Raw genomic sequence first — 20,109 nt, forward strand, 5'->3', positions numbered from 1 at the left:
GCTCCGGCCGGCTTCGTGTTCGGTGCCCTGCTTACATGGGCCCGAGGTCCAGTACTGCCTCGGGTACCTTCCGCAGGGCGCGCAGAATGTGCGAGACCCTGTTCGAGAGCTCGTCTGCCTCCGTGCTTTCCAGCGCGTTCTCCAAGCCGGCGGCGCTGCCCCGCTCCTCCACTGCCTTGAGGTGCAGGGGGAGATCGGATACGGCATCGGCTATAGCCGTCACTTGGTTTTCCAGATCCTTTTTCAGGCGGTGCAGCACCTGCATGTCTGTTTCAGTGACGGCCTCGGTCGGCGCGGCCGGGTCCACGATGGTCAGGGTCGGCGTCGCGTCCGTGCCGAGCTGCAGAGTCTCGTCCACGTCCTCTTCGGAGCCGCTGCGTTGCCCCGTGTTGTACCCGCGTGGACGAGTGCCGGACTCCTTGGGGAACGTTCGGTTGAACCAGGCCCGCGTCGCCCGCTTCTCGGTCGGCGCCCCAGATGTGTCAATCTGACGTGGCTCCCGGTCTTCTTCGTCCATCGCCTTGGCGAGCTCTCGCAGCAAGCCGACCGCCATCACGGGGTTCATCCGCATGGCATGAATACTGTTCGTCACGCTGCGGCGGACCTTTTCGGCCTGGGCCCCGTCATCGTCCACCTTCTGCCCCGCGATGGAGCCACGGTCGGCGTCGATGATGTTGAAGGCCGCGAGCCAGTGAGGCGCGCGGTAGGCGAGCAGTTCCTCAAACGCCTCGTGGTCGGACTCGGCCGATTCGAGTAGATCCTTCACGGGCCGGGCCGACAGCGAGATTCCCTCCCGTCCGGTGGCGCGGGGAAAGACCTCCGCGACACGGGGGTTCCAGGGGTTCGGATATGACTCCGAGGTCAGCGCGGACCAGGCACGGACCCGCCGGTTGACATCCTTCAGGCTGAGCTGGGACGGCGCCGGCTCACCGAGGGCCACCCGGATCTGCCTGCGCTTGGCGACTTCGGCCGGCGGGGGGAACAACTCCGTCAGCAACCGCATCGACCGAATGTCTCGGAGCTCGGAGACGGTGGCATGTGCCGGGACCTCCGGCAGATCGGTGACTGGTGCCAGTCCGGCGAGCACATCCGCGACTTTGTCGTCGAGCAGGTTCTTCGCCGTGTATGCGCCCAGTACACCGCGTCCCAGGGCCCGTCCGCGGTCATTGGGCCCGAACTCCAGTGGTGGGTGCACATGGTCACGCCGGTTGCTGCCCTGAACGATGCGGAAGAGGCGCTCCGGGGTGTCGCAACCGACGACCAAGTGGGCCTCCACGGACGCGATCGCCATGGTTCGGTGGGCGCGGCTGTCCGTATCGCCGCCCTTCTCGGCCGCGGCATATTCGTCGTTCAGGTGTTCCGAGAAGCGAGCCAGCCAGAAGCTGGGGTTGACCGAGATGTCCGTGGTGTCGTCCTGCCCCAGTTTCGTGAACGGGACCCCGGTGAGCACTTCGGCCGACGATACGCCGAACAGTTCCTGCCGGTACTTCGTCCGGTTATTGCCGCGAACAGCCATCCAACCCCAGTACGACGCGGGATAGCGAGGCGTGCCGTCCGGCAGCTCTGGTGGGGCCTTCTCCAGCGCGATGTGCTGAGGCACGTACATGCACGGCTCCACCTGGCCGTTCAGTACAAGATCCTCTCGCAGGTCGTAGGTGCGCATCGTGTCGCGGTTCGTCAGCGCATTGACTGCCTGGTCCACCGTTTCCACCAGGCGTTCCCGGGAGAGAGCCGTGCTTTCCAGAGCGGCGAATGTCTTCTCGGATCCGGCTTCGGTAAGCCGGGTCCACGACTTGACGCGGGAGATGGGCCGCTCCGCCTCAGCCTGCGCCGGGTTCGCCAAGGACCGCCACGCGGAGCTGATCCGCTCGTTGTGCTCCCACACGACGCCGCCGACGCCATGCATCCGTACCGTGGCGACGAGTACGCGTCCGGCGTCGGTCGGGACCCAACGGTAGTGTCCCGGCCTCAGGCGCCGGACTCCGTCAGGCTCCTCTTCGGGGTTGGTCATCGCGTCCTTGGGGCGGACGATGAACGGCGCGATCTGTTCCAATGCGGCACGGGGCGCGTTGACGTGAGGAGTGGCCAGAACTGCTTCGACCCATTTGGTCTGCCACTCGGTGGGCGCCGGGGTGGGAAAGGGCTCGGAGGGTGGGGTGGTCATGATGAGCTCCAGTTCCGGGCTGCGGGGCTGTTGCCAGGCGGCGAGGCCCGGTTCGGCACGAGACCTTCGCGCCGAACCGGGCCCGCGGCTACTTCTGAAGGGCCAGGAAGGCCGCGACGGCTGCCAACACGGCACAGAGCGCGACGACTACAGGGAGCGGCCAGCGTCGACTCTCCAGCGCCCGGAGGCGGTTCTCATGATCTTGCACCCGCTCTGAGATGTCCCGCGTTACGTCGAGCTTCGCGGCCAGCGAGGCCTGCCCTTCCCGCAGTGACCGAATCTCGGCATGGAACTCCTGCGGAGTGATGACGTACCCGGTGGGCGCAGCTAACCATCCTGGCCCGCCGGGCGCGGAATGGCGACTGTCAGAGGTGTTGGACATGGAGCTTTCCTCATTGCGAGTGGTCGGTGTTCTGGCCGACTCATCCGCCGGTACCGGACAGGTACCGGGGAGGGGCTGATGACCACGTACAGGGCAAGAGGTCGGTTGCCGTCGATGGCCGTACGGTCCGCCTGATCGGCGGTATTGCCGGACAAAGACCGCCCGCCGTTCATCCCTTCCGCGATTCTCGGCGTTCGGCCGCAGCGCGGCGGGACGCATGGGAGAACGACCCTCCCGGCGACTTCCGGTACAGGGCGCGGGAGTTCGGCCCGGCACTGGGCGCGCTCCGCTCATACAGATACAGCATCCCGCTCGTCGGGATCTCGACTTCGGTCAACTGATGCTATTTTTTGACGATTCGCTGTGCGGCGTGTAAGGAGGGAAAACCTCAGGCGACGGCGAACTCTGATGCCGACGTTCTCGGGGCACGCCTGCCGTCTCCGGCAGCAGCGCGAAGCAGCCCAGGCTCAGCAGCGCGATGGCGGTCAGATACAGGGCGACACCCCACGGTGGGCCCTCGCCGTGCGCAACGGCCGTCGCGACCACCGGGGTCAGCGCGCCTCCGAGCACCCCGGCCAGGTTGTAGCCGACCGCCGCGCCGGTGCAGCGCACCCTCGGCTCGTACAGCTCGGGGAGATAGGCGGCGATCACCGCGAACATGGTGATGAACGAGAGCAGCGCTCCCAGGAAGCCGAGGAACATCAGCAGGGGCTCGGCGGTCTGCAGCAGCCCGACCATCGGGAACATCGACAGCGCCGCCGCCGCGCATCCCACCAGGCACAGAGGCCTGCGCCCGTAACGGTCGCCGAGCATCGCCGCGAAGGGAGTGACCACGCCCGTCACCGCCACGGCCGCCATGATGCAGGCGAGCATCACCGTACGGCTGACGCCGAGTTGCTCCGTCGCGTATGCGAGGGACCAGGTCGTCACGGCGTAGAAGACGGCGTATCCGACGGCGAGCGCACCGGCCGTGAGCAGGACGAGCCGCCAGTGGTCGCGTACGACCTCGACGAGGGGGACGCCCGCCCGCTCGTCGGTCTCGGCGAGCTGCTTGAACTGCGGGGTCTCCGCCAGCGACGTACGCAGCAGGAGCCCGGCCGCGGCGAGCAGTCCCGCCGCCCAGAACGGCACACGCCAGCCCCAGGCCGCGAACTGGGCGTCGGTCAGCGACGCCGAAAGGGCGAGCATGACGCCGTTGGCGAGGAGGAAGCCGACCGGGGGGCCGATCTGCGGGAAACTCGCCCACAGTCCGCGCCGGTTCGCGGGGGCGTGTTCGGCGGTCAGCAGTACCGCACCGCCCCACTCACCGCCGAGCCCCAGTCCCTGCAGAAAACGCAGCACCAGAAGGAGCGCGGGCGCCGCCACTCCGATCGACCCGTACGTCGGTACGCAGCCGACGGCGACGGTCGCGATTCCAGTGAGCAACAGTGAGGCGAACAGGACAGGACGGCGCCCGTAGCGGTCACCGATGTGTCCGAATACGACAGACCCGAGCGGTCGTGAAATGAAACCGACTGCGAAGGTGCCGAACGCTGCGAGCGTTCCCGCGAGCGGCGAAAACGTGGGGAAGAAGAGGGGCCCGAGAACGAGCGCGGCGGCTGTTCCGTAGACAAAGAAGTCGTAGAACTCGATGGCTGTTCCGGCGAGCGACGCGGTGGCCAGGCGGAGCATGGAGGGAGGTCGTTCTTCGCGCATGCGGCCACAACTACCCGAGCGGAACTCCGGTTACGGGGCGCTCGGAAGCAGTCGTACCGGAAGGTGCGCCGCGGGCTCCTGGTCCGGCGCTCTACCAGCCGCGTTCGCGCCACTCGGGCAGGTGCGGACGCTCGTTCCCGAGTGTGGTGTCGTTGCCGTGCCCGGGATAGACCCATGTCTCGTCGGGGAGCCGGCCGAAGAGCTTCTCCTCCACGTCACCGATGAGGCTCGCGAAGGCCTCCGGATCCTTCCACGTGTTGCCCACCCCTCCCGGGAAGAGGCAGTCCCCGGTGAAGACGTGCGGGTGCCCGTGCGGGTCGTCGTAGACCAGCGCGACGGAACCCGGCGTGTGGCCGACGAGGTGGCGGGCGGTGAGTTCGACGCGTCCGACCCGGACGGTGTCGCCGTCGTCCAGCAGGACGTCGGTGGGGACGGGGATGCCCTCCGCGTCGTACCGGCCCGCGTACGTACGCGGGCCCGTCGCCGCCACGACGTCGGCGAGGGCCTGCCAGTGGTCGCCGTGGCGGTGGGTGGTGACGACGGACGCGATGCCGTCGTCACCGATCAGCCGCAGGAGGGTGTGCGGCTCGGCGGCCGCGTCGATCAGCAGCTGTTCTCCGGTGTCACGGCAGCGCAGCAGATACGCGTTGTTGTTCATGGACCCGACGGCGACCTTGGAGATCATCAGGTCCGTGAGCTCGTGCACGTTCGCAGGACCGCCGACCTTCACCGCTCCGCTGTACGTCATGGGATCAGCCTATAGCGGCGGCAGGGCGGGCAGCGGGGCGCCTGCGGTGTCGAGCCCTGCCCCGTCGCGGCGGCCCGCGAGCCACCCCAGCAGGTCGGCGGCGCTGCCGCCGACGTTCACGGGATCACCGTCGACGCTTCCCGTACGCCACTGCCGTCCGTCGGCGGCCGTCAGCACGGTCGCCGGGACGCCGGGGCTCCCCGTGAAGCGCTCCGCGAGGAACTCGATCTCGCGGCCCGTGAACTCCTCCGGCAGGTCCTCCAGCTCGTACCCGATGCCCAGGTCGACGTGGTGCAGCTCGACCTCGACGAGGCGGCGGAAGGGGATGCGCGAGGCCGAGTCGGTGACGCCGTTGCGCAGGGCGACCGTGCGGGACCAGTCGGCGGGAGCGGCGGCCGCCGTGTCGAAGCGGGCCGCGCTGTCGCGCAGGTCCTCCAGCTGTACGGCGAGCGGGCGCGGGGCGTCGCGCTCGATGTCGGCGTCGCGCGCTTCGGCGCTCTCGTACATGGGCCGGGCTGCCAGGACGTTGAGCAGAGCGTCCGCGTTGCGGGCCAGGTGAGCCAGTACGTGGCCGCGGGTCCAGCCGGGCAGCCGTGACGGTTGCGTCACGCCGGCGTTGTCCAGTTTGCCGGTCGCGGCGAGGAGCCGGTCGGTTGCTTCGCGTACAGAGGCCAGGTCGCGCACGTGATCGTTCATGGCGCCGACGATAGTCCGGTCACACGATCGGGTGAAGCCGTTCAGGCGAGGCCGTAATTCGAATGCGCGTGCTATACGCTCGTCGGAGGCATCAGGAATCCTTACAACATCGCTGTGGTTACCCCCATAGTCTGAGAACCGGGGGGCTCAGTCCTCTCTGCCTCTCTCAAGAAAGGTGCGGACCGGCGTGGCCGACCGTCTCATCGTTCGTGGCGCTCGCGAGCACAACCTCAAGAACGTCTCGCTCGACCTCCCGCGTGACTCCCTCATCGTGTTCACCGGGCTCTCGGGGTCGGGCAAGTCCTCCCTCGCGTTCGACACGATCTTCGCCGAGGGGCAGCGCCGGTACGTCGAGTCGCTCTCCTCCTACGCCCGTCAGTTCCTGGGCCAGATGGACAAGCCCGACGTGGACTTCATCGAGGGCCTGTCGCCCGCGGTGTCCATCGACCAGAAGTCGACCTCGCGCAACCCGCGCTCGACGGTCGGCACGATCACGGAGGTCTACGACTACCTCCGCCTGCTGTTCGCCCGTATCGGCAAGCCGCACTGTCCCGAGTGCGGCCGCCCGATCTCGCGCCAGTCGCCGCAGGCCATCGTCGACAAGGTGCTCGAGCTGCCCGAGGGCAGCCGCTTCCAGGTGCTGTCGCCGCTGGTGCGCGAGCGCAAGGGCGAGTTCGTCGACCTCTTCGCCGACCTCCAGACCAAGGGCTACAGCCGCGCCCGGGTGGACGGCGAGACCATCCAGCTCAGCGAGCCGCCCAAGCTCAAGAAGCAGGAGAAGCACACCATCGAGGTGGTCATCGACCGCCTCACGGTGAAGGAGAGCGCCAAGCGCCGGCTCACCGACTCGGTGGAAACCGCTCTCGGGCTCGCAGGCGGCATGGTCATCCTCGACTTCGTCGACCTCCCCGAGGACGACCCCGACCGCGAGCGGATGTACTCCGAGCACCTCTACTGCACCTACGACGACCTGTCGTTCGAGGAGCTGGAGCCCCGGTCCTTCTCCTTCAACTCGCCCTTCGGCGCCTGCCCGGACTGCACCGGCATCGGCACGCGCATGGAGGTCGACCCGGAGCTGATAGTCCCGGACGAGGACAAGTCCCTCGACGAGGGCGCGATCAACCCCTGGTCCCACGGGCACACCAAGGACTACTTCGCGCGCCTCGTCGGCGCGCTCTCCGACGCTCTCGGGTTCCGTACGGACATCCCCTGGGCGGGGCTGCCGCAGCGTGCCAAGAAGGCGCTGCTGCACGGCCACAAGACCCAGATCGAGGTCCGCTACCGGAACAGGTACGGCCGTGAGCGGGCGTACACCACGTCCTTCGAGGGCGCGGTGCCCTTCGTCAAGCGGCGGCACTCCGAGGCAGAGAGCGACTCCAGCAGGGAGCGCTTCGAGGGCTACATGCGCGAGGTGCACTGCCCGACGTGCAACGGCACACGCCTGAAGCCGCTGGTCCTCGCCGTCACGGTCATGGAGAAGTCCATCGCCGAGGTCGCCGCGATGTCGATCAGCGACTGCGCGGACTTCCTGGGCCGGCTGACGCTGAACGCCCGTGACAAGAAGATCGCCGAGCGTGTGCTCAAGGAGGTCAACGAGCGGCTGAGGTTCTTGGTCGACGTGGGCCTCGACTACCTGTCGCTCAACCGGGCGGCCGGCACGCTGTCCGGCGGCGAGGCGCAGCGCATCCGGCTCGCCACCCAGATCGGCTCCGGCCTCGTCGGTGTGCTGTACGTCCTGGACGAGCCGTCCATCGGCCTGCACCAGCGCGACAACCACCGCCTCATCGAGACGCTGGTCCGGCTGCGCGACATGGGCAACACCCTGATCGTCGTCGAGCACGACGAGGACACGATCAAGGTGGCCGACTGGATCGTCGACATCGGCCCGGGCGCGGGCGAGCACGGCGGCAAGGTCGTCCACAGCGGCTCTCTCAAGCAGCTGCTGGACAACAAGGCGTCCGTCACCGGTCAGTACCTGGCCGGCAAGCGGTCCATCGCTATGCCGGACATCCGCCGCCCCGCGGACCCGACGCGGCAGCTCACGGTCCACGGCGCCCGCGAGAACAACCTGCGCGACATCGCCGTGTCCTTCCCGCTCGGGGTCCTGACCGCCGTCACCGGCGTCTCCGGATCGGGAAAGTCGACGCTGGTGAACGACATCCTTTACACGCACCTGGCGCGTGAACTGAACGGCGCCCGTACGGTGCCGGGGCGCCACACGCGCGTGGAGGGCGACAACCTCGTCGACAAGGTCGTCCACGTCGACCAGTCGCCGATCGGCCGTACGCCCCGGTCCAACCCGGCGACGTACACAGGTGTCTTCGACAACGTGCGCAAGCTGTTCGCGGAGACGATGGAGGCGAAGGTGCGCGGCTATCTGCCGGGCCGCTTCTCCTTCAACGTCAAGGGCGGCCGCTGCGAGAACTGCTCGGGCGACGGCACGATCAAGATCGAGATGAACTTCCTGCCGGACGTGTACGTCCCGTGCGAGGTCTGCCACGGGGCGCGTTACAACCGGGAGACCCTGGAGGTGCACTACAAGGGCAAGTCCATCGCCGAGGTGCTGGACATGCCGATCGAGGAGGCGCTGGACTTCTTCGAGGCCGTCCCGACGATCGCCCGTCACCTGCGGACGCTCACCGAGGTGGGTCTCGGGTACGTCCGGCTCGGTCAGTCCGCGCCGACGCTGTCGGGTGGTGAGGCGCAGCGCGTGAAGCTCGCCTCCGAGCTCCAGAAGCGGTCCACGGGGCGCACGGTGTACGTCCTGGACGAGCCGACCACGGGTCTGCACTTCGAGGACATCTCGAAGCTCATCAAGGTGCTGTCCGGGCTGGTCGACAAGGGCAACTCCGTGATCGTCATCGAGCACAACATGGACGTCATCAAGACGGCGGACTGGGTGATCGACATGGGTCCCGAGGGTGGCAACGGCGGTGGCCTCGTCGTCGCCGAGGGCACGCCCGAGCAGGTGGCCGCCGTACCGACGAGCCACACGGGCAAGTTCCTCCGCGACATCCTGGGCGACCGGGTGAGTGACGCGACCCCGGTGAAGAAGCCCGCGAAGAAGGCGCCGGCGAAGAAGGCGGTGGCGGCGGCGAAGTCGGCTCCCGCCAGGAAGACCGCGACGGCCAAGACGGCTACGGCGAAGAAGGCTCCCGGCACGACTGCCCCGGCAAAGGCGGCCCGCTCCCGCAAGGCGTGACGCGCGTGTTCGCTGGACGGCCCCTCACCCGTGCCCCGGGTGAGGGGCCGTCGGCATGGGTGGAGGGTTGTCCCTTCCGGGGCTTGCACCCTCTTCCCGGAAGGGCGGGGCCAGGGGAAGGCCCGGCGTCCAAAAGGGAAGGCCCGCCGGTTACGTCGGCCCTATCGCGTCGCCAGCTCCTTCGCGTACGGCGGGTTCGCGCCCGGGCGTGAGCAGGTGATCGCGGCGGCGTGCGCCGCGAAGGTCAGGGTGTCGGTCCAGGCGGCGGTGTCCAGCGCCGCCACCTTCTCCGCCGCGAGCGCCCCATGCGCCGACAGCCGGTGCAGGAGAGCCGCGTTCACCGTGTCGCCCGCGCCGATCGTGTCGGCCACCTCCACCCGTACCGTCGGGACGCTCACGTCCACCCCGCCGCCCCGCGTCCGTACCGTCATGCCGTCCGTGCCCCGCGTCAGCACCACCGCCCCGGGTCCGGTCGCGAGCCACTCCTCCACCGATCCGCCCAGCCACTGCGCGTCCTCCTGCGACACCTTCAGCAGCGAGACGTACGGCAGCCAGCTCCGGAAGCGGGCGCGGTAGGCGTCGGGGTCCGGGATCAGACCGGCCCTGATGTTCGGGTCGAGCAGGGTGAACAGGCCGCGCTCCGCCTCACGCCGCAACAGCGCCTCGTACGCACTCGCCCCGGGTTCCAGCACCAGCGAACAGGTGCCGAGGGCCAGCGCCCGTACATCCGGGGGCAGAGCCGCGGCCGGAAGCTCGAAGAGGCGGTCCGCGCTGCCCTCCGCGTAGAAGCCGTAACCGGCCGATCCGTCCGCGCCCAGCGCCGCCACCGCCAGCGTCGTCGGCTCCGGACCGCGCTGCACGAGCGAGGTGTCCACTCCGGCCGCCCGCAGCCCGTCGACCAGAGCCTCACCGAAGCCGTCCGTCGAGACCCGGGAGCAGAACGAGACGGCGGAGCCCAGCCGCCCCAGGGCCACGGCGGTGTTGTACGGCCCGCCGCCGGGCCGCGGCGACAGGGGCGCCAGCGCGCCCGTCTCATGCGGCACCAGGTCGATCAGGGACTCTCCGGCGACGACGATCACGGGCCCGAACGTAACCCATCGCCGCCCGAGGGGACAGCCCCCGCGAGAGCCGCCGATGTCCGCCGGTATCGTCGGGTCTGTCACCCGACCCCCTGACCAGTGGAGACCGCATGTCCGGCCAGTCAGCCCCCCGCCGCGCCGTGCTGAAGGGCGCCGTCCTCGCAGGCGCGGCCGGACTGGGTGTGGCGGCCTGCTCCACCGAGTCGAAGCTCGGCCACGCCAAGCCGCTGCCCTCCACGCCCGTGAACCTGGGCGCGGCCGACGAGGTCCCGGTCGGCGGTGCCAAGCTCTACCGCGAGCAGCGGATCATCGTCAGCTGCCAGGCCGAGGGGAAGTACAAGGCGTTCAGCGCGCAGTGCACCCACGCGGGCTGCGTCCTGGACAAGGTCGAGAAGGGCGAGGGCAACTGCCCCTGCCACGGCAGCCGTTTCGACGTGACGACCGGTGAGGTGCTCCAGGGCCCGGCGACCGTGCCGCTGCCCGCGATCCCGGTCACCGTCGAGGGCGGCAAGCTCGTCACGGGCACGGGCACGGGCACGGGCACGAAGGCCGGCCCTGACGCCTGACCCGCCGCCGGGCGGCGCTTCTACTCCCAGTCCCAGTCGATCCCCAGAATCCCGGCCCGCACCCCCTGCTCCACCAGGTGCACGGTCCCGTGCCGCCCGCTCAGCGTGAGCTCCTTGCGGGCGCCGCGCGACGCGCCCGCCGAGGTCTGCGTGAAGCGCCGGCACCGCACGGGCAGCGCCTGCTCGTCGAAGCGCACCTGGAGCACGTACTGCCCTCCGGTGAAGCTGAAGCCGCGCACGTACTCGCTGCTGGGGCCGCCGGTACCGTCCTCGACGGCGTAACCGAAGAGATACGTCTCCCCGGCCCGCAGCCGCGCGTCGAAGAGCAGCTCGGCCACGAGGACCCCCGACTCGGTGTCCCAGCGCACACGTCCCGTCCGGCAGTTCTCCCGCGCCCGCACCACCACCCGCGTCGGGTCGCAGCCGGGGTCTCCGTGGTGGATGGCCAGGTAGCGGTCGATGCCGTCGCGGTGGGCCCGTACGACGTGCTGCGAGTCGCGGCCGATCAGCTCCCGCCCCGCCCCGATCCGTACGCGCTCGTGGTGGCCCACTGTGTGCAGCCCGCCGTCCGCCGGGAACTCCAGCTCGGTGAGGAGCCCCTTCAGCGCGTCGGAAACCCCGACGAGGGCGCGATAGGAGCGCGCGGCGGGGCGCTCGACCTCGCTGCGCACGCCCACGGGGCCGAGCAGCCGGATCAGCGAGTCGCCGGGCAGCCGCAACAGCTCCTCCAGCGCGCGTACGGCGCGCAGCGACTCGGGGCGCTGCGGGCGCCGCGCGCCCTGCTGCCAGTAACTGAGGCTCGTGACGCCGACCTTGATCCCGCGGCCGGCCAGATGGTGCTGGACGCGTTGCAACGGCAGCCCGCGCGCGGCGAGCGCGGCACGCAGGGCAAGGTGGAACGGGCCAGCGTGCAGTGCCTGCTCCAGGTCGGCCTCCACAGCACCTCCCGGACCTGCCGCCCCCTTCTCCGTGATCTGCGGCATCGGGAATCCTCCAGCGAAACGTTCACTCACTACGGAACCGGCGCGACGGTGCGCCGGAGGGGGCCGGTGGCCAGGTGGGCGGAGCGGGAAAACGTTCACTCCCCGGCCACACCGTTCACGGCGCCGTGCCACCCGCATTGAAGCGTGTCGACCTGCCCCCGACAACACCTTGATGCTCCACAAAGGCGTCCGGACACGCTCCTCCCCTTTCACCGCGGCCAGCGACGAGGGGGTGGGAGGCCCACGCGCACCTCCCACCCCCGGCCGCCCCCGCGCGCCCTGGTCGCCCCGCGCACCTCCCACCCCCGCGCGCCCCGGTCGCCCCCGCGCTGTCACTGCCCGCAAGTAGGGTGTGAGGCATGGCAGACCCCTCCAGCTACCGCCCCAAGCCGGGACAGATCCCCGACTCGCCGGGGGTCTACAAATTCCGCGACGAGCACCGCCGGGTGATCTACGTCGGGAAGGCGAAGAGCCTGCGCCCGCGCCTGTCCTCCTACTTCCAGGACCTGGCCAATCTCCACCCGCGCACCCGCACCATGGTCACCACGGCCGCGTCCGTCGAGTGGACGGTCGTCTCCACCGAGGTGGAGGCGCTCCAGCTGGAGTACTCCTGGATCAAGGAGTACGACCCCCGCTTCAACGTCAAGTACCGGGACGACAAGAGCTATCCGTCCCTGGCCGTGACGCTGAACGAAGAGTTCCCCCGGGTCCAGGTCATGCGCGGCCCCAAGAAGAAGGGCGTGCGCTACTTCGGCCCGTACGGTCACGCCTGGGCGATCCGCGAGACCGTCGACCTGATGCTCCGCGTCTTCCCCGTACGCACGTGCTCGGCCGGCGTCTTCAAGAACGCCGCCAGGACGGGCCGCCCCTGCCTCCTCGGCTACATCGGCAAGTGTTCCGCGCCCTGTGTGGGCCGCGTCACCCCCGAGGAGCACCGCGAACTCGCTGAAGAGTTCTGCGACTTCATGGCCGGCCGCACGGGCCAGTACCTCAGGCGCATCGAGCAGGAGATGCACCAGGCCGCAGAGGACATGGAGTACGAGCGGGCCGCCCGCCTGCGCGACGACATAGGGGCGCTGCGCCGCGCCCTGGAGAAGAACGCGGTGGTGTTCAACGACGCCACCGACGCCGACCTGATCGCCGTCGCCGAGGACGAGCTCGAAGCCGCCGTGCAGATCTTCCACGTACGCGGCGGACGGGTCCGGGGGCAGCGCGGCTGGGTCACCGACAAGGTCGAGGCCGTCGACACGGCGGGCCTCGTCGAGCACGCGCTCCAGCAGCTGTACGGCGAGGAGCAGGGCGACGCGGTGCCCAAGGAGGTCCTCGTCCCGGCCATGCCCGAGGACGCCCCCGCCGTGTCCCAGTGGCTCGCCGGCCGACGCGGCTCCAACGTCTCGCTGCGCATCCCGCAGCGCGGCGACAAGAAGGACCTCATGGCGACGGTCCAGCGCAACGCCCAGCAGGCCCTCGTCCTGCACAAGACCAAGCGCGCGTCCGACCTGACCACCCGCTCCCGCGCCCTGGAGGAGATCGCGGAAGCCCTCGGACTGGACTCCGCACCGCTGCGCATCGAGTGCTTCGACATCTCCCACCTCCAGGGCGACGACGTGGTGGCCTCCATGGTCGTCTTCGAGGACGGCCTGCCGCGCAAGAGCGAGTACCGCCGCTTCCAGATCAAGACCTTCGAGGGCCAGGACGACGTCCGGTCCATGCATGAGGTGCTCACCCGCCGCTTCCGGCGCTATCTCCAGGAGAAGGAGAAGACGGGGGAGTGGATCGAGGGGAACGGCGCCGCGGAGGTACCCGCCGAGCCGGATCCGGCCGTGGAGGACGACGGCAGGCCCAGGCGTTTCGCGTACCCGCCGCAGCTCGTCGTCGTCGACGGCGGACAGCCCCAGGTGGCGGCCGCCCAGCGCGCCCTCGACGAGCTCGGCATCGACGACGTCGCCGTCTGCGGTCTGGCCAAGCGCCTCGAGGAGGTCTGGGTGCCCGGCGAGGACGACCCGGTCGTCCTGCCCCGCAGCAGCGAGGGGCTCTACCTCCTTCAGCGGGTCCGTGACACGGCTCACGACTTCGCCATCCGCTACCAGCGGACGAAGCGCGCCAAGCGCTTCAGGGCGGGCCCGCTCGACGAGGTTCCCGGCCTCGGCGAGACACGCAAGCACGCCCTGATCAAGCATTTCGGTTCGGTGAAGAAGCTCCGGTCCGCCACAATCGATCAGATCTGCGAGGTTCCGGGGATAGGCCGCAAGACGGCCGAGACCGTCGCCGCGTTCCTCGCACAGGCGGCGCCGGCCGCACCCGCCGTGAACACGGCGACAGGAGAGATCATTGAATACGACGAGGATGACGCGGACACCGTGGACACTGCGGCAGCACCCGCGCTCTCCCCGCCGGAACGGGGGCAGCACGCATGAATGAGCACGACGGAGACGGAGCACACGTGAGTACGGGCACGACCGGGGACACCGGCGAGACCGGGCACAACGGGCACAACGGCGACGCGGCCGAGCCGGCCATCCCGGAGCTGGTGATCATCTCGGGCATGTCGGGAGCCGGCCGCAGCACCGCCGCGAAGTGCCTCGAAGACCTCGGCTGGTTCGTCGTCGACAACCTGCCGCCCGCGCTGATCCCCACCATGGTGGAGCTCGGTGCCCGTTCGCAGGGCAACGTCGCGCGTATCGCCGTCGTCGTGGATGTCCGCGGCCGGCGCTTCTTCGACAACCTCCGCGAGTCCCTGGCGGACCTCGACGCCAAGGAGGTCACCCGGCGGATTGTCTTCCTCGAGTCCTCGGACGACGCCCTGGTACGCCGTTTCGAATCCGTACGCCGCCCCCACCCGCTGCAGGGCGACGGCCGGATCACCGACGGCATCGCGGCCGAGCGCGACCTGCTGCGCGAGCTGCGCGGCGACGCCGACCTGGTCATCGACACGTCCAGCCTCAACGTCCACGAGCTGCGCGCCAAGATGGACGCCCAGTTCGCGGGCGACGACGAGCCGCAGCTGCGTGCCACGGTCATGTCGTTCGGCTACAAGTACGGCCTGCCGGTCGACGCCGACCTCGTGGTGGACTGCCGCTTCCTGCCGAACCCCCACTGGGTCCCGGAGCTGCGCCCCTTCACCGGCCTCAACGAAGAGGTCTCCGGGTATGTCTTCAACCAGCCGGGCGCCAAGGAGTTCCTCGACCAGTACACCGAGCTGCTCCAGCTCATCGCGGCCGGCTACCGCCGTGAGGGCAAGCGCTATGTCACCATCGCCGTCGGCTGTACGGGTGGCAAGCACCGCAGCGTCGCCATGTCGGAGAAGCTGGCCGCGCGCCTGTCCTCCGAGGGTGTGGAAACCGTCCTCGTCCACCGGGACATGGGGCGCGAGTGACCGGACGCAACTTCCGCCTGCGGCGGCTGCGTGGCAGTGACGCCGCGCGGCCGCAGCGCAAGCGCGGCGCCCAGCCCAAGGTCGTCGCCCTCGGCGGCGGCATGGGACTGTCGGCGTCGCTCACAGCGCTCCGCCGCATCACCGGCGATTTGACCGCCGTGGTCACCGTCGCCGACGACGGCGGCTCCAGCGGGCGCCTGCGCGACGAGCTCGGCGTACTGCCGCCGGGTGACCTGCGCAAGGCTCTCGCCGCGCTGTGCGGGGACGACGACTGGGGCCAGACCTGGTCGCGCGTCATCCAGCACCGCTTCTCCAGCCGGGGCGACCTGCACGACCACGCCGTAGGAAACCTGCTGATCGTCGCCCTGTGGGAGCAGCTCGGCGACCACGTCCAGGCACTGGACCTGGTCGGCAGGCTCCTCGGCGCGCACGGCCGGGTGCTGCCCATGTCCGCCGTACCGCTGGAGCTCCAGGCGCTCGTGCGGGGGCACGACCCTCTGCGGCCCGACGACGTGGACACGGTGCGCGGCCAGGCCACCGTAGCGCTCACCCCCGGCGAGGTGCAGTCCGTGCACCTCGTCCCCCAGGGCCCGCCGGCCGTCCCGGAGGCCGTCGCCGCCGTGCTCGACGCGGACTGGGTGGTGCTCGGTCCCGGCTCCTGGTTCTCGTCGGTGATTCCGCACCTTCTGGTGCCCGAGCTGCTCGACGCGCTCATCGAGACGAAGGCCCGCCGGGTCCTGTCGCTCAACCTCGCGCCGCAACCCGGAGAAACCGATGGGTTCTCTCCGCAGCGTCATTTGGAGGTTTTGGGACGACACGCCCCTAAACTCGCCCTGGACGTGGTGTTGGCCGACGAGGCTGCCGTGCCCGATCGCGAGTCCCTCGCCGATGCCGCCAAGCGGCTCGGGGCCGCAGTCGAGCTGGCGCCGGTCGCCGCGCCCGACGGCTCCCCGAAGCACGACCCGGAGCTGTTGGCCGCCGCGTACGACCGTATTTTTCGGATGCATGGAAGGATCGGCCCATGGCGATGACGGCAGCGGTGAAGGACGAAATCTCCCGGCTTCCCGTCACCCGGACCTGCTGCAGGAAGGCGGAGGTCTCGGCGATTCTTCGATTCGCGGGCGGGCTGCACCTGGTGAGCGGCCGGATTGTGATCGAGGCGGAGCTGGACGTGAGCTTCGCGGCCCGCAGGCTCAAGAAGGACATCCTGGAGATCTTCGGTCACCACTCGGAACTGGTGGTGATGGCCCCGAGCGGGCTGCGACGCGGCTCCCGCTACCTCGTACGGGTGGTGGCGGGCGGTGATCAGCTCGCACGCCAGACCGGGCTGGTCGACGGCCGCGGCCGTCCGATCCGCGGTCTGCCCCCGCAGGTCGTGTCCGGCGCCACCTGCGACGCCGAGGCCGCCTGGCGGGGCGCGTTCCTCGCGCACGGCTCGCTCACCGAGCCGGGCCGTTCGTCCTCGCTGGAGGTCACCTGCCCCGGCCCCGAGGCCGCCCTGGCCCTCGTCGGCGCCGCCCGCCGGCTCTCCATCGGCGCCAAGGCGCGCGAGGTGCGCGGCGTGGACCGTGTCGTCGTACGGGACGGGGACGCGATCGGAGCCCTGTTGACGCGCCTCGGCGCGCACGAGTCGGTGCTGGCCTGGGAGGAGCGGCGGATGCGCCGCGAGGTCCGCGCCACCGCCAACCGGCTGGCCAACTTCGACGACGCCAACCTGCGCCGCTCGGCGCGTGCCGCCGTCGCCGCGGGTGCCCGGGTGGGGCGTGCGCTGGAGATCCTCGGCGAGGAAGTGCCCGAGCACCTCGCCGCCGCCGGGCGGCTGCGCATGGACCACAAGCAGGCCTCCCTGGAGGAGCTGGGCGCGCTGGCCGACCCGCCGCTCACGAAGGACGCCGTGGCGGGCCGTATCCGCCGCCTGCTGGCCATGGCGGACAAGCGGGCCCAGGACCTGGGCATCCCCGGCACGGAGTCCACGATCACCGAGGAGATGGCCGACGGCCTGGTCGGCTGATCGGTCCGCTCGCATCCGGCTCGTCTTCGCACGGCCGGCCGCCGCCGGTGTCCCTCAAGGGCACCGGCGGCGGTTTCGTGTACCCGGGAGGCGCTATTGACATGACCATGAACTGTCATGAGCCTGTCGTCTGTTCACTTACGTGGCAGGCAACAGCAAGGGGGGCTCATGAGACGCAGAGCGAGATCGATCCTCGCAGCGGGCGCATTGCTGATCGGCGGCGTGACGGCGGCACCGGCCGCCCAGGCCGAGGGGGCGCGCGCGGGCGGAGCCGACGCGGGCGCCGACGCCGTCAAGGTGTTCAACGCGGACGTCACGAAGGAGCAGATACCCCTGCTCCTGGCGGCCGGCCAGGACGCCCACGAGATGGGCGAGCGGGCTCCGGAGAAGGGTACGGCGCGCGTCGAGCTCTTCCTTACCGACGCCCAGGCCGAGGACCTGGCCGCCAAGGGCGTCAGGAACCTCACTGAGCGCAAGGTGTCGGCGAAGACGGAGTCCCGCCTCGCCGCCGCCGGGGACGGCGTCTACCGCCCGTACAGCGGCAAGGGCAATCTCCAGGAGGAGATCGTCAGGACGGGGCAGGCGCACCCCGGCCTCACCAAGGTCGTCTCCCTGGGCAAGACCCTCCAGGGCAAGGACATCCTCGCCGTCAAGCTCACCAAGGGCGCCAAGAAGACCAAGGACGGCGCCAAGCCCTCCGTGCTGTACATGTCCAACCAGCACGCCCGTGAGTGGATCACCCCGGAGATGACCCGGCGGCTGATGCACCACTACCTGGACCAGTACGGCAAGGACCGCCGCATCACGAAGATCGTGGACTCCACCGAACTGTGGTTCGTGCTCTCCGCCAACCCGGACGGCTACGACTGGACCCACGACGCGGCAGGCGACCGCCTCTGGCGCAAGAACATGCGCGACATCGACGCCGACGGCAAGTACACCGCCAGCGACGGCGTCGACCTCAACCGTAACTTCGCCTACAAGTGGGGCTACGACAACGAGGGTTCCTCGCCGAACCCCGCCAGCGCCACCTACCGCGGCGCGTCCTCCATGTCCGAGCCCGAGACCCGGGTGCTCGACCGCTTCCAGAAGCGCATCGGTTTCGAGTACGGCATCAACTACCACTCCGCCGCCGAACTGATCCTCTACGGAGTCGGCTGGCAGGTCGCCACGCCCACCCCCGACGACGTGCTCTACAAGGCGCTCGCGGGAACACCCGAAAAGCCGGCCGTTCCCGGGTACTACCCGCAGGTCTCCTCGGAGCTCTACACCACCAACGGCGAGGCCGACGGACACGCGGCCAACGTCAACGGCACGATGATGTTCACCCCCGAGATGACCACCTGCCAGACGGCGTCGAACATCGACCCCGACGACCGGTGGAAGCCCGAGGACTGCCAGTCCGGATTCAACTTCCCCGACGACGAGAAGCTGATCCAGGCGGAGTTCGCCAAGAACATCCCCTTCGCGCTCTCCGTCGCGGAGACCGCCGCGCACCCCGACAAGCCGTCCTCGTCCGTCGGCATGGAGGCACCCGACTTCACCGTCGACCCCTTCACGACGTCGTACGCCCGGTGGAAGGACCAGGAGATCGCCGTCACCGCCCGTAAGTCGGTGCGCGACAAGGAGCTCAGGTACCGCGTCAACGGCGGTCGCGTACACGACCAGGAGCTGCGCCCCTGGAAGGGCGGCGAGACCTACGGCGGCGAGGACAATCTCCACTTCGACGAGTACCGCGCGAAGGTCCGGGACGGCGACGTCGGCGACAAGGTCGAGGTCTGGTTCACCGGGCGCGCCAAGTCCGGCAAGCCCGTCTCCAGCGAGCACTTCACGTACACCCTCGCCGACCGTCCCAAGGCTGACGTCCTGGTGATCGCCGAGGAGGGAGCCCCCGCGCAGCACACGCAGACGTACGTCGACACGCTCGCGACCACCGGACACAAGGCCGCCGTGTGGGACGTCGCCACCCAGGGCGCCCCGCACCCGCTCGGCGTGCTGTCCCACTTCGGCACGGCTGTGCACTACACCGGCGCCAAGGCGCCCACCGGCCCGACCCAGCTCGCCCTGCGCGCCTTCCTGAACGAAGGCGGCAAGCTCCTCGAGGCCGGTGAGCTGACGGGCGGCAACGCGGTGGTCGGCCGGGCCTCGACCAACGACTTCAGCCAGTACTACCTCGGTGCCTACGGACGGACCACTGCCGTGGGAGCCACCGCGTTCTCCGGTCTCGGCCCGATGGCCGGTACGGGCAGTCCGCTGGCCGGCGCGCCCGGCAACCCGCTGGACGCCCCGGGAGCGTACATCTCCACCTCCTCGGTTCTGCCGCCCGCGCAGTTCCCCCAGTTCACCAGCGAGCAGGCGGGCCGCTTCACCGGCGCCGCCAACCCGTACGCCCCCTACGCGGGTCAGGGCATGGCCGCCGCGACCCACGAGGACAACGACTGGAAGCGGCTCACCAGGACCTTCGACCTCACCGGGGTCGGCGCCGCCGACAAGCCGGAGCTTCGTCTGGCCCTGAACTGGAACACCGAGAGCGGCTACGACCACGCCGTCCTGGAGGCGCACACCGCGGGTGCGGAGGACTGGACGACTCTGCCCGAGGCGGGCGGCGGCACCACCAGTACCGTCCCGGCGGAGTGCGAGCAGGGTTACTTCCTCAACGGTCACCCGTTCCTGAGGCACTACCTGACCCAGGAGTCCGACGCCTGCAGGGCCACTGGTACCTCCGGCGCCTGGAACAGCTTCACCGGATCCTCCGGCGGCTGGAAGCAGGTCTCCTTCGACCTCAGTGCCTACGCGGGCAAGAAGGTCGAGCTCTCGCTCAGCAGCATCACCGACCCGGGCTCCGGCGGCCGCGGTGTCTTCGCGGACGACGCCCGGCTCGTCGTGGGCGGCGCCGAGAAGGAGACGGAGGGCTTCGAGACCTCTCTCGGCACCTGGACGGCGCCCGGCGCACCGGCGGGCAGCCCGGCCGTGGCGGGCGACTGGGCCCGTGCCGGGGAGCTCTTCGTCCCCTACGGCGCGATCACGACCCGGAACACCGTGCTCCTCGGCTTCGGCCTGGAGCAGGTGCCCGACGCGGTCCAGCGCGCGGAACTGCTCGGCCGGGTGCTCGGCGTCCTCGACGACTGACACCCGCAGGTCCCGGCCACCGGGACGGAGGGCTCGGCGGCCCGCATTCCCTACTGGGGAGTACGGACCGCCGGGCCG

General features: G+C 69.9%; 14 protein-coding genes. 7 read left to right on the forward strand and 7 right to left on the reverse strand.

Going from position 1 to position 20,109, the window contains the following annotated elements; all coding sequences use genetic code 11:
• Positions 1–31: 31 nt before the first annotated feature.
• The 5 genes from ACWIHY_RS19195 to ACWIHY_RS19215 all read right to left on the reverse strand — a co-directional run bounded on the left by ACWIHY_RS19195 (position 32) and on the right by ACWIHY_RS19215 (position 5,685).
• Positions 32–2,164, reverse strand: coding sequence for a hypothetical protein (locus ACWIHY_RS19195; RefSeq protein ID WP_454376824.1), 2,133 nt, complete (start codon positions 2,162–2,164; stop codon positions 32–34).
• A gap of 88 nt (positions 2,165–2,252) precedes the next feature.
• Entirely contained in the window at positions 2,253–2,546 is a 294-nt protein-coding gene (locus ACWIHY_RS19200; RefSeq protein WP_454376825.1) for a hypothetical protein, read from the reverse strand.
• Positions 2,547–2,879: 333 nt separating this feature from the next.
• Positions 2,880–4,217, reverse strand: a complete 1,338-nt coding sequence (locus ACWIHY_RS19205; RefSeq protein ID WP_454376994.1) for an MFS transporter — start codon at positions 4,215–4,217, stop codon at positions 2,880–2,882.
• Positions 4,218–4,332: 115 nt separating this feature from the next.
• A complete protein-coding gene (locus ACWIHY_RS19210; protein ID WP_454376826.1) occupies positions 4,333–4,989 on the reverse strand; it encodes an MBL fold metallo-hydrolase in 657 nt (218 codons plus the stop codon).
• A 9-nt stretch (positions 4,990–4,998) separates the two neighbouring features.
• Positions 4,999–5,685 carry a maleylpyruvate isomerase family mycothiol-dependent enzyme gene (locus ACWIHY_RS19215; RefSeq protein WP_454376827.1) on the reverse strand — a complete coding sequence of 229 codons (687 nt, stop codon included), beginning with the start codon at positions 5,683–5,685 and terminating at the stop codon, positions 4,999–5,001.
• A gap of 187 nt (positions 5,686–5,872) precedes the next feature.
• Between ACWIHY_RS19215 and uvrA the strand changes: the two genes are divergently transcribed.
• Positions 5,873–8,887, forward strand: a complete 3,015-nt coding sequence (gene uvrA / locus ACWIHY_RS19220) for an excinuclease ABC subunit UvrA (protein WP_454376828.1) — start codon at positions 5,873–5,875, stop codon at positions 8,885–8,887.
• Between the two features lie 161 nt (positions 8,888–9,048).
• Here uvrA and ACWIHY_RS19225 read toward each other — a convergent pair whose 3' ends face one another.
• Entirely contained in the window at positions 9,049–9,966 is a 918-nt protein-coding gene (locus tag ACWIHY_RS19225; RefSeq protein ID WP_454376829.1) for a carbohydrate kinase family protein, read from the reverse strand.
• 110 nt (positions 9,967–10,076) lie between these two features.
• On the opposite strand from ACWIHY_RS19225, the gene ACWIHY_RS19230 reads away from it, so the two are divergent.
• On the forward strand, positions 10,077–10,532 hold the full coding sequence (locus ACWIHY_RS19230) for a Rieske (2Fe-2S) protein (protein ID WP_454376830.1): 456 nt from the start codon (positions 10,077–10,079) through the stop codon (positions 10,530–10,532).
• A 20-nt stretch (positions 10,533–10,552) separates the two neighbouring features.
• On the opposite strand, the gene ACWIHY_RS19235 is transcribed toward ACWIHY_RS19230, so the two are convergent.
• Positions 10,553–11,515 carry a hypothetical protein gene (locus ACWIHY_RS19235; protein WP_454376831.1) on the reverse strand — a complete coding sequence of 321 codons (963 nt, stop codon included), beginning with the start codon at positions 11,513–11,515 and terminating at the stop codon, positions 10,553–10,555.
• A 359-nt stretch (positions 11,516–11,874) separates the two neighbouring features.
• Between ACWIHY_RS19235 and uvrC the strand changes: the two genes are divergently transcribed.
• From uvrC to ACWIHY_RS19260, 5 genes are all read left to right on the forward strand, one after another.
• A complete protein-coding gene (uvrC, locus tag ACWIHY_RS19240) occupies positions 11,875–13,932 on the forward strand; it encodes an excinuclease ABC subunit UvrC (protein WP_454376832.1) in 2,058 nt (685 codons plus the stop codon).
• Positions 13,929–14,891: an RNase adapter RapZ gene (rapZ, locus tag ACWIHY_RS19245; protein WP_454376833.1), complete on the forward strand. Its 963-nt coding sequence runs from the start codon at positions 13,929–13,931 to the stop codon at positions 14,889–14,891. The genes uvrC and rapZ overlap by 4 nt, the downstream gene beginning before the upstream one ends.
• The gene (locus ACWIHY_RS19250) at positions 14,888–15,922 is read left to right on the forward strand and encodes a gluconeogenesis factor YvcK family protein (protein WP_454376834.1); all 1,035 of its coding nucleotides are present in this window, start codon (positions 14,888–14,890) and stop codon (positions 15,920–15,922) included. The genes rapZ and ACWIHY_RS19250 overlap by 4 nt, the downstream gene beginning before the upstream one ends.
• On the forward strand, positions 15,913–16,902 hold the full coding sequence (gene whiA, locus ACWIHY_RS19255; protein ID WP_028813910.1) for a DNA-binding protein WhiA: 990 nt from the start codon (positions 15,913–15,915) through the stop codon (positions 16,900–16,902). Before ACWIHY_RS19250 ends, whiA begins: the two co-directional genes overlap by 10 nt.
• Before the next feature lie 168 nt (positions 16,903–17,070).
• Complete coding sequence (locus ACWIHY_RS19260; protein ID WP_454376835.1) at positions 17,071–20,031, forward strand: M14 family zinc carboxypeptidase; 2,961 nt, start codon at positions 17,071–17,073, stop codon at positions 20,029–20,031.
• Positions 20,032–20,109: the final 78 nt, after the last annotated feature.

This window comes from Streptomyces sp. NPDC055287, from assembly GCF_053646035.1.

What these genes read in the sequence shown, in the direction of transcription:
- ACWIHY_RS19195 (WP_454376824.1), bottom strand. Translation starts at nt 2,164, where the DNA reads ATGACCACCCCACCCTCCGAGCCCTTTCCCACCCCGGCGCCCACCGAG.
- ACWIHY_RS19200 (WP_454376825.1), bottom strand. Translation starts at nt 2,546, where the DNA reads ATGTCCAACACCTCTGACAGTCGCCATTCCGCGCCCGGCGGGCCAGGA.
- ACWIHY_RS19205 (WP_454376994.1), bottom strand. Translation starts at nt 4,217, where the DNA reads ATGCTCCGCCTGGCCACCGCGTCGCTCGCCGGAACAGCCATCGAGTTC.
- ACWIHY_RS19210 (WP_454376826.1), bottom strand. Translation starts at nt 4,989, where the DNA reads ATGACGTACAGCGGAGCGGTGAAGGTCGGCGGTCCTGCGAACGTGCAC.
- ACWIHY_RS19215 (WP_454376827.1), bottom strand. Translation starts at nt 5,685, where the DNA reads ATGAACGATCACGTGCGCGACCTGGCCTCTGTACGCGAAGCAACCGAC.
- ACWIHY_RS19230 (WP_454376830.1), top strand. Translation starts at nt 10,077, where the DNA reads ATGTCCGGCCAGTCAGCCCCCCGCCGCGCCGTGCTGAAGGGCGCCGTC.
- ACWIHY_RS19235 (WP_454376831.1), bottom strand. Translation starts at nt 11,515, where the DNA reads ATGCCGCAGATCACGGAGAAGGGGGCGGCAGGTCCGGGAGGTGCTGTG.
- uvrC (WP_454376832.1), top strand. Translation starts at nt 11,875, where the DNA reads ATGGCAGACCCCTCCAGCTACCGCCCCAAGCCGGGACAGATCCCCGAC.
- rapZ (WP_454376833.1), top strand. Translation starts at nt 13,929, where the DNA reads ATGAATGAGCACGACGGAGACGGAGCACACGTGAGTACGGGCACGACC.
- whiA (WP_028813910.1), top strand. Translation starts at nt 15,913, where the DNA reads ATGGCGATGACGGCAGCGGTGAAGGACGAAATCTCCCGGCTTCCCGTC.
- ACWIHY_RS19260 (WP_454376835.1), top strand. Translation starts at nt 17,071, where the DNA reads ATGAGACGCAGAGCGAGATCGATCCTCGCAGCGGGCGCATTGCTGATC.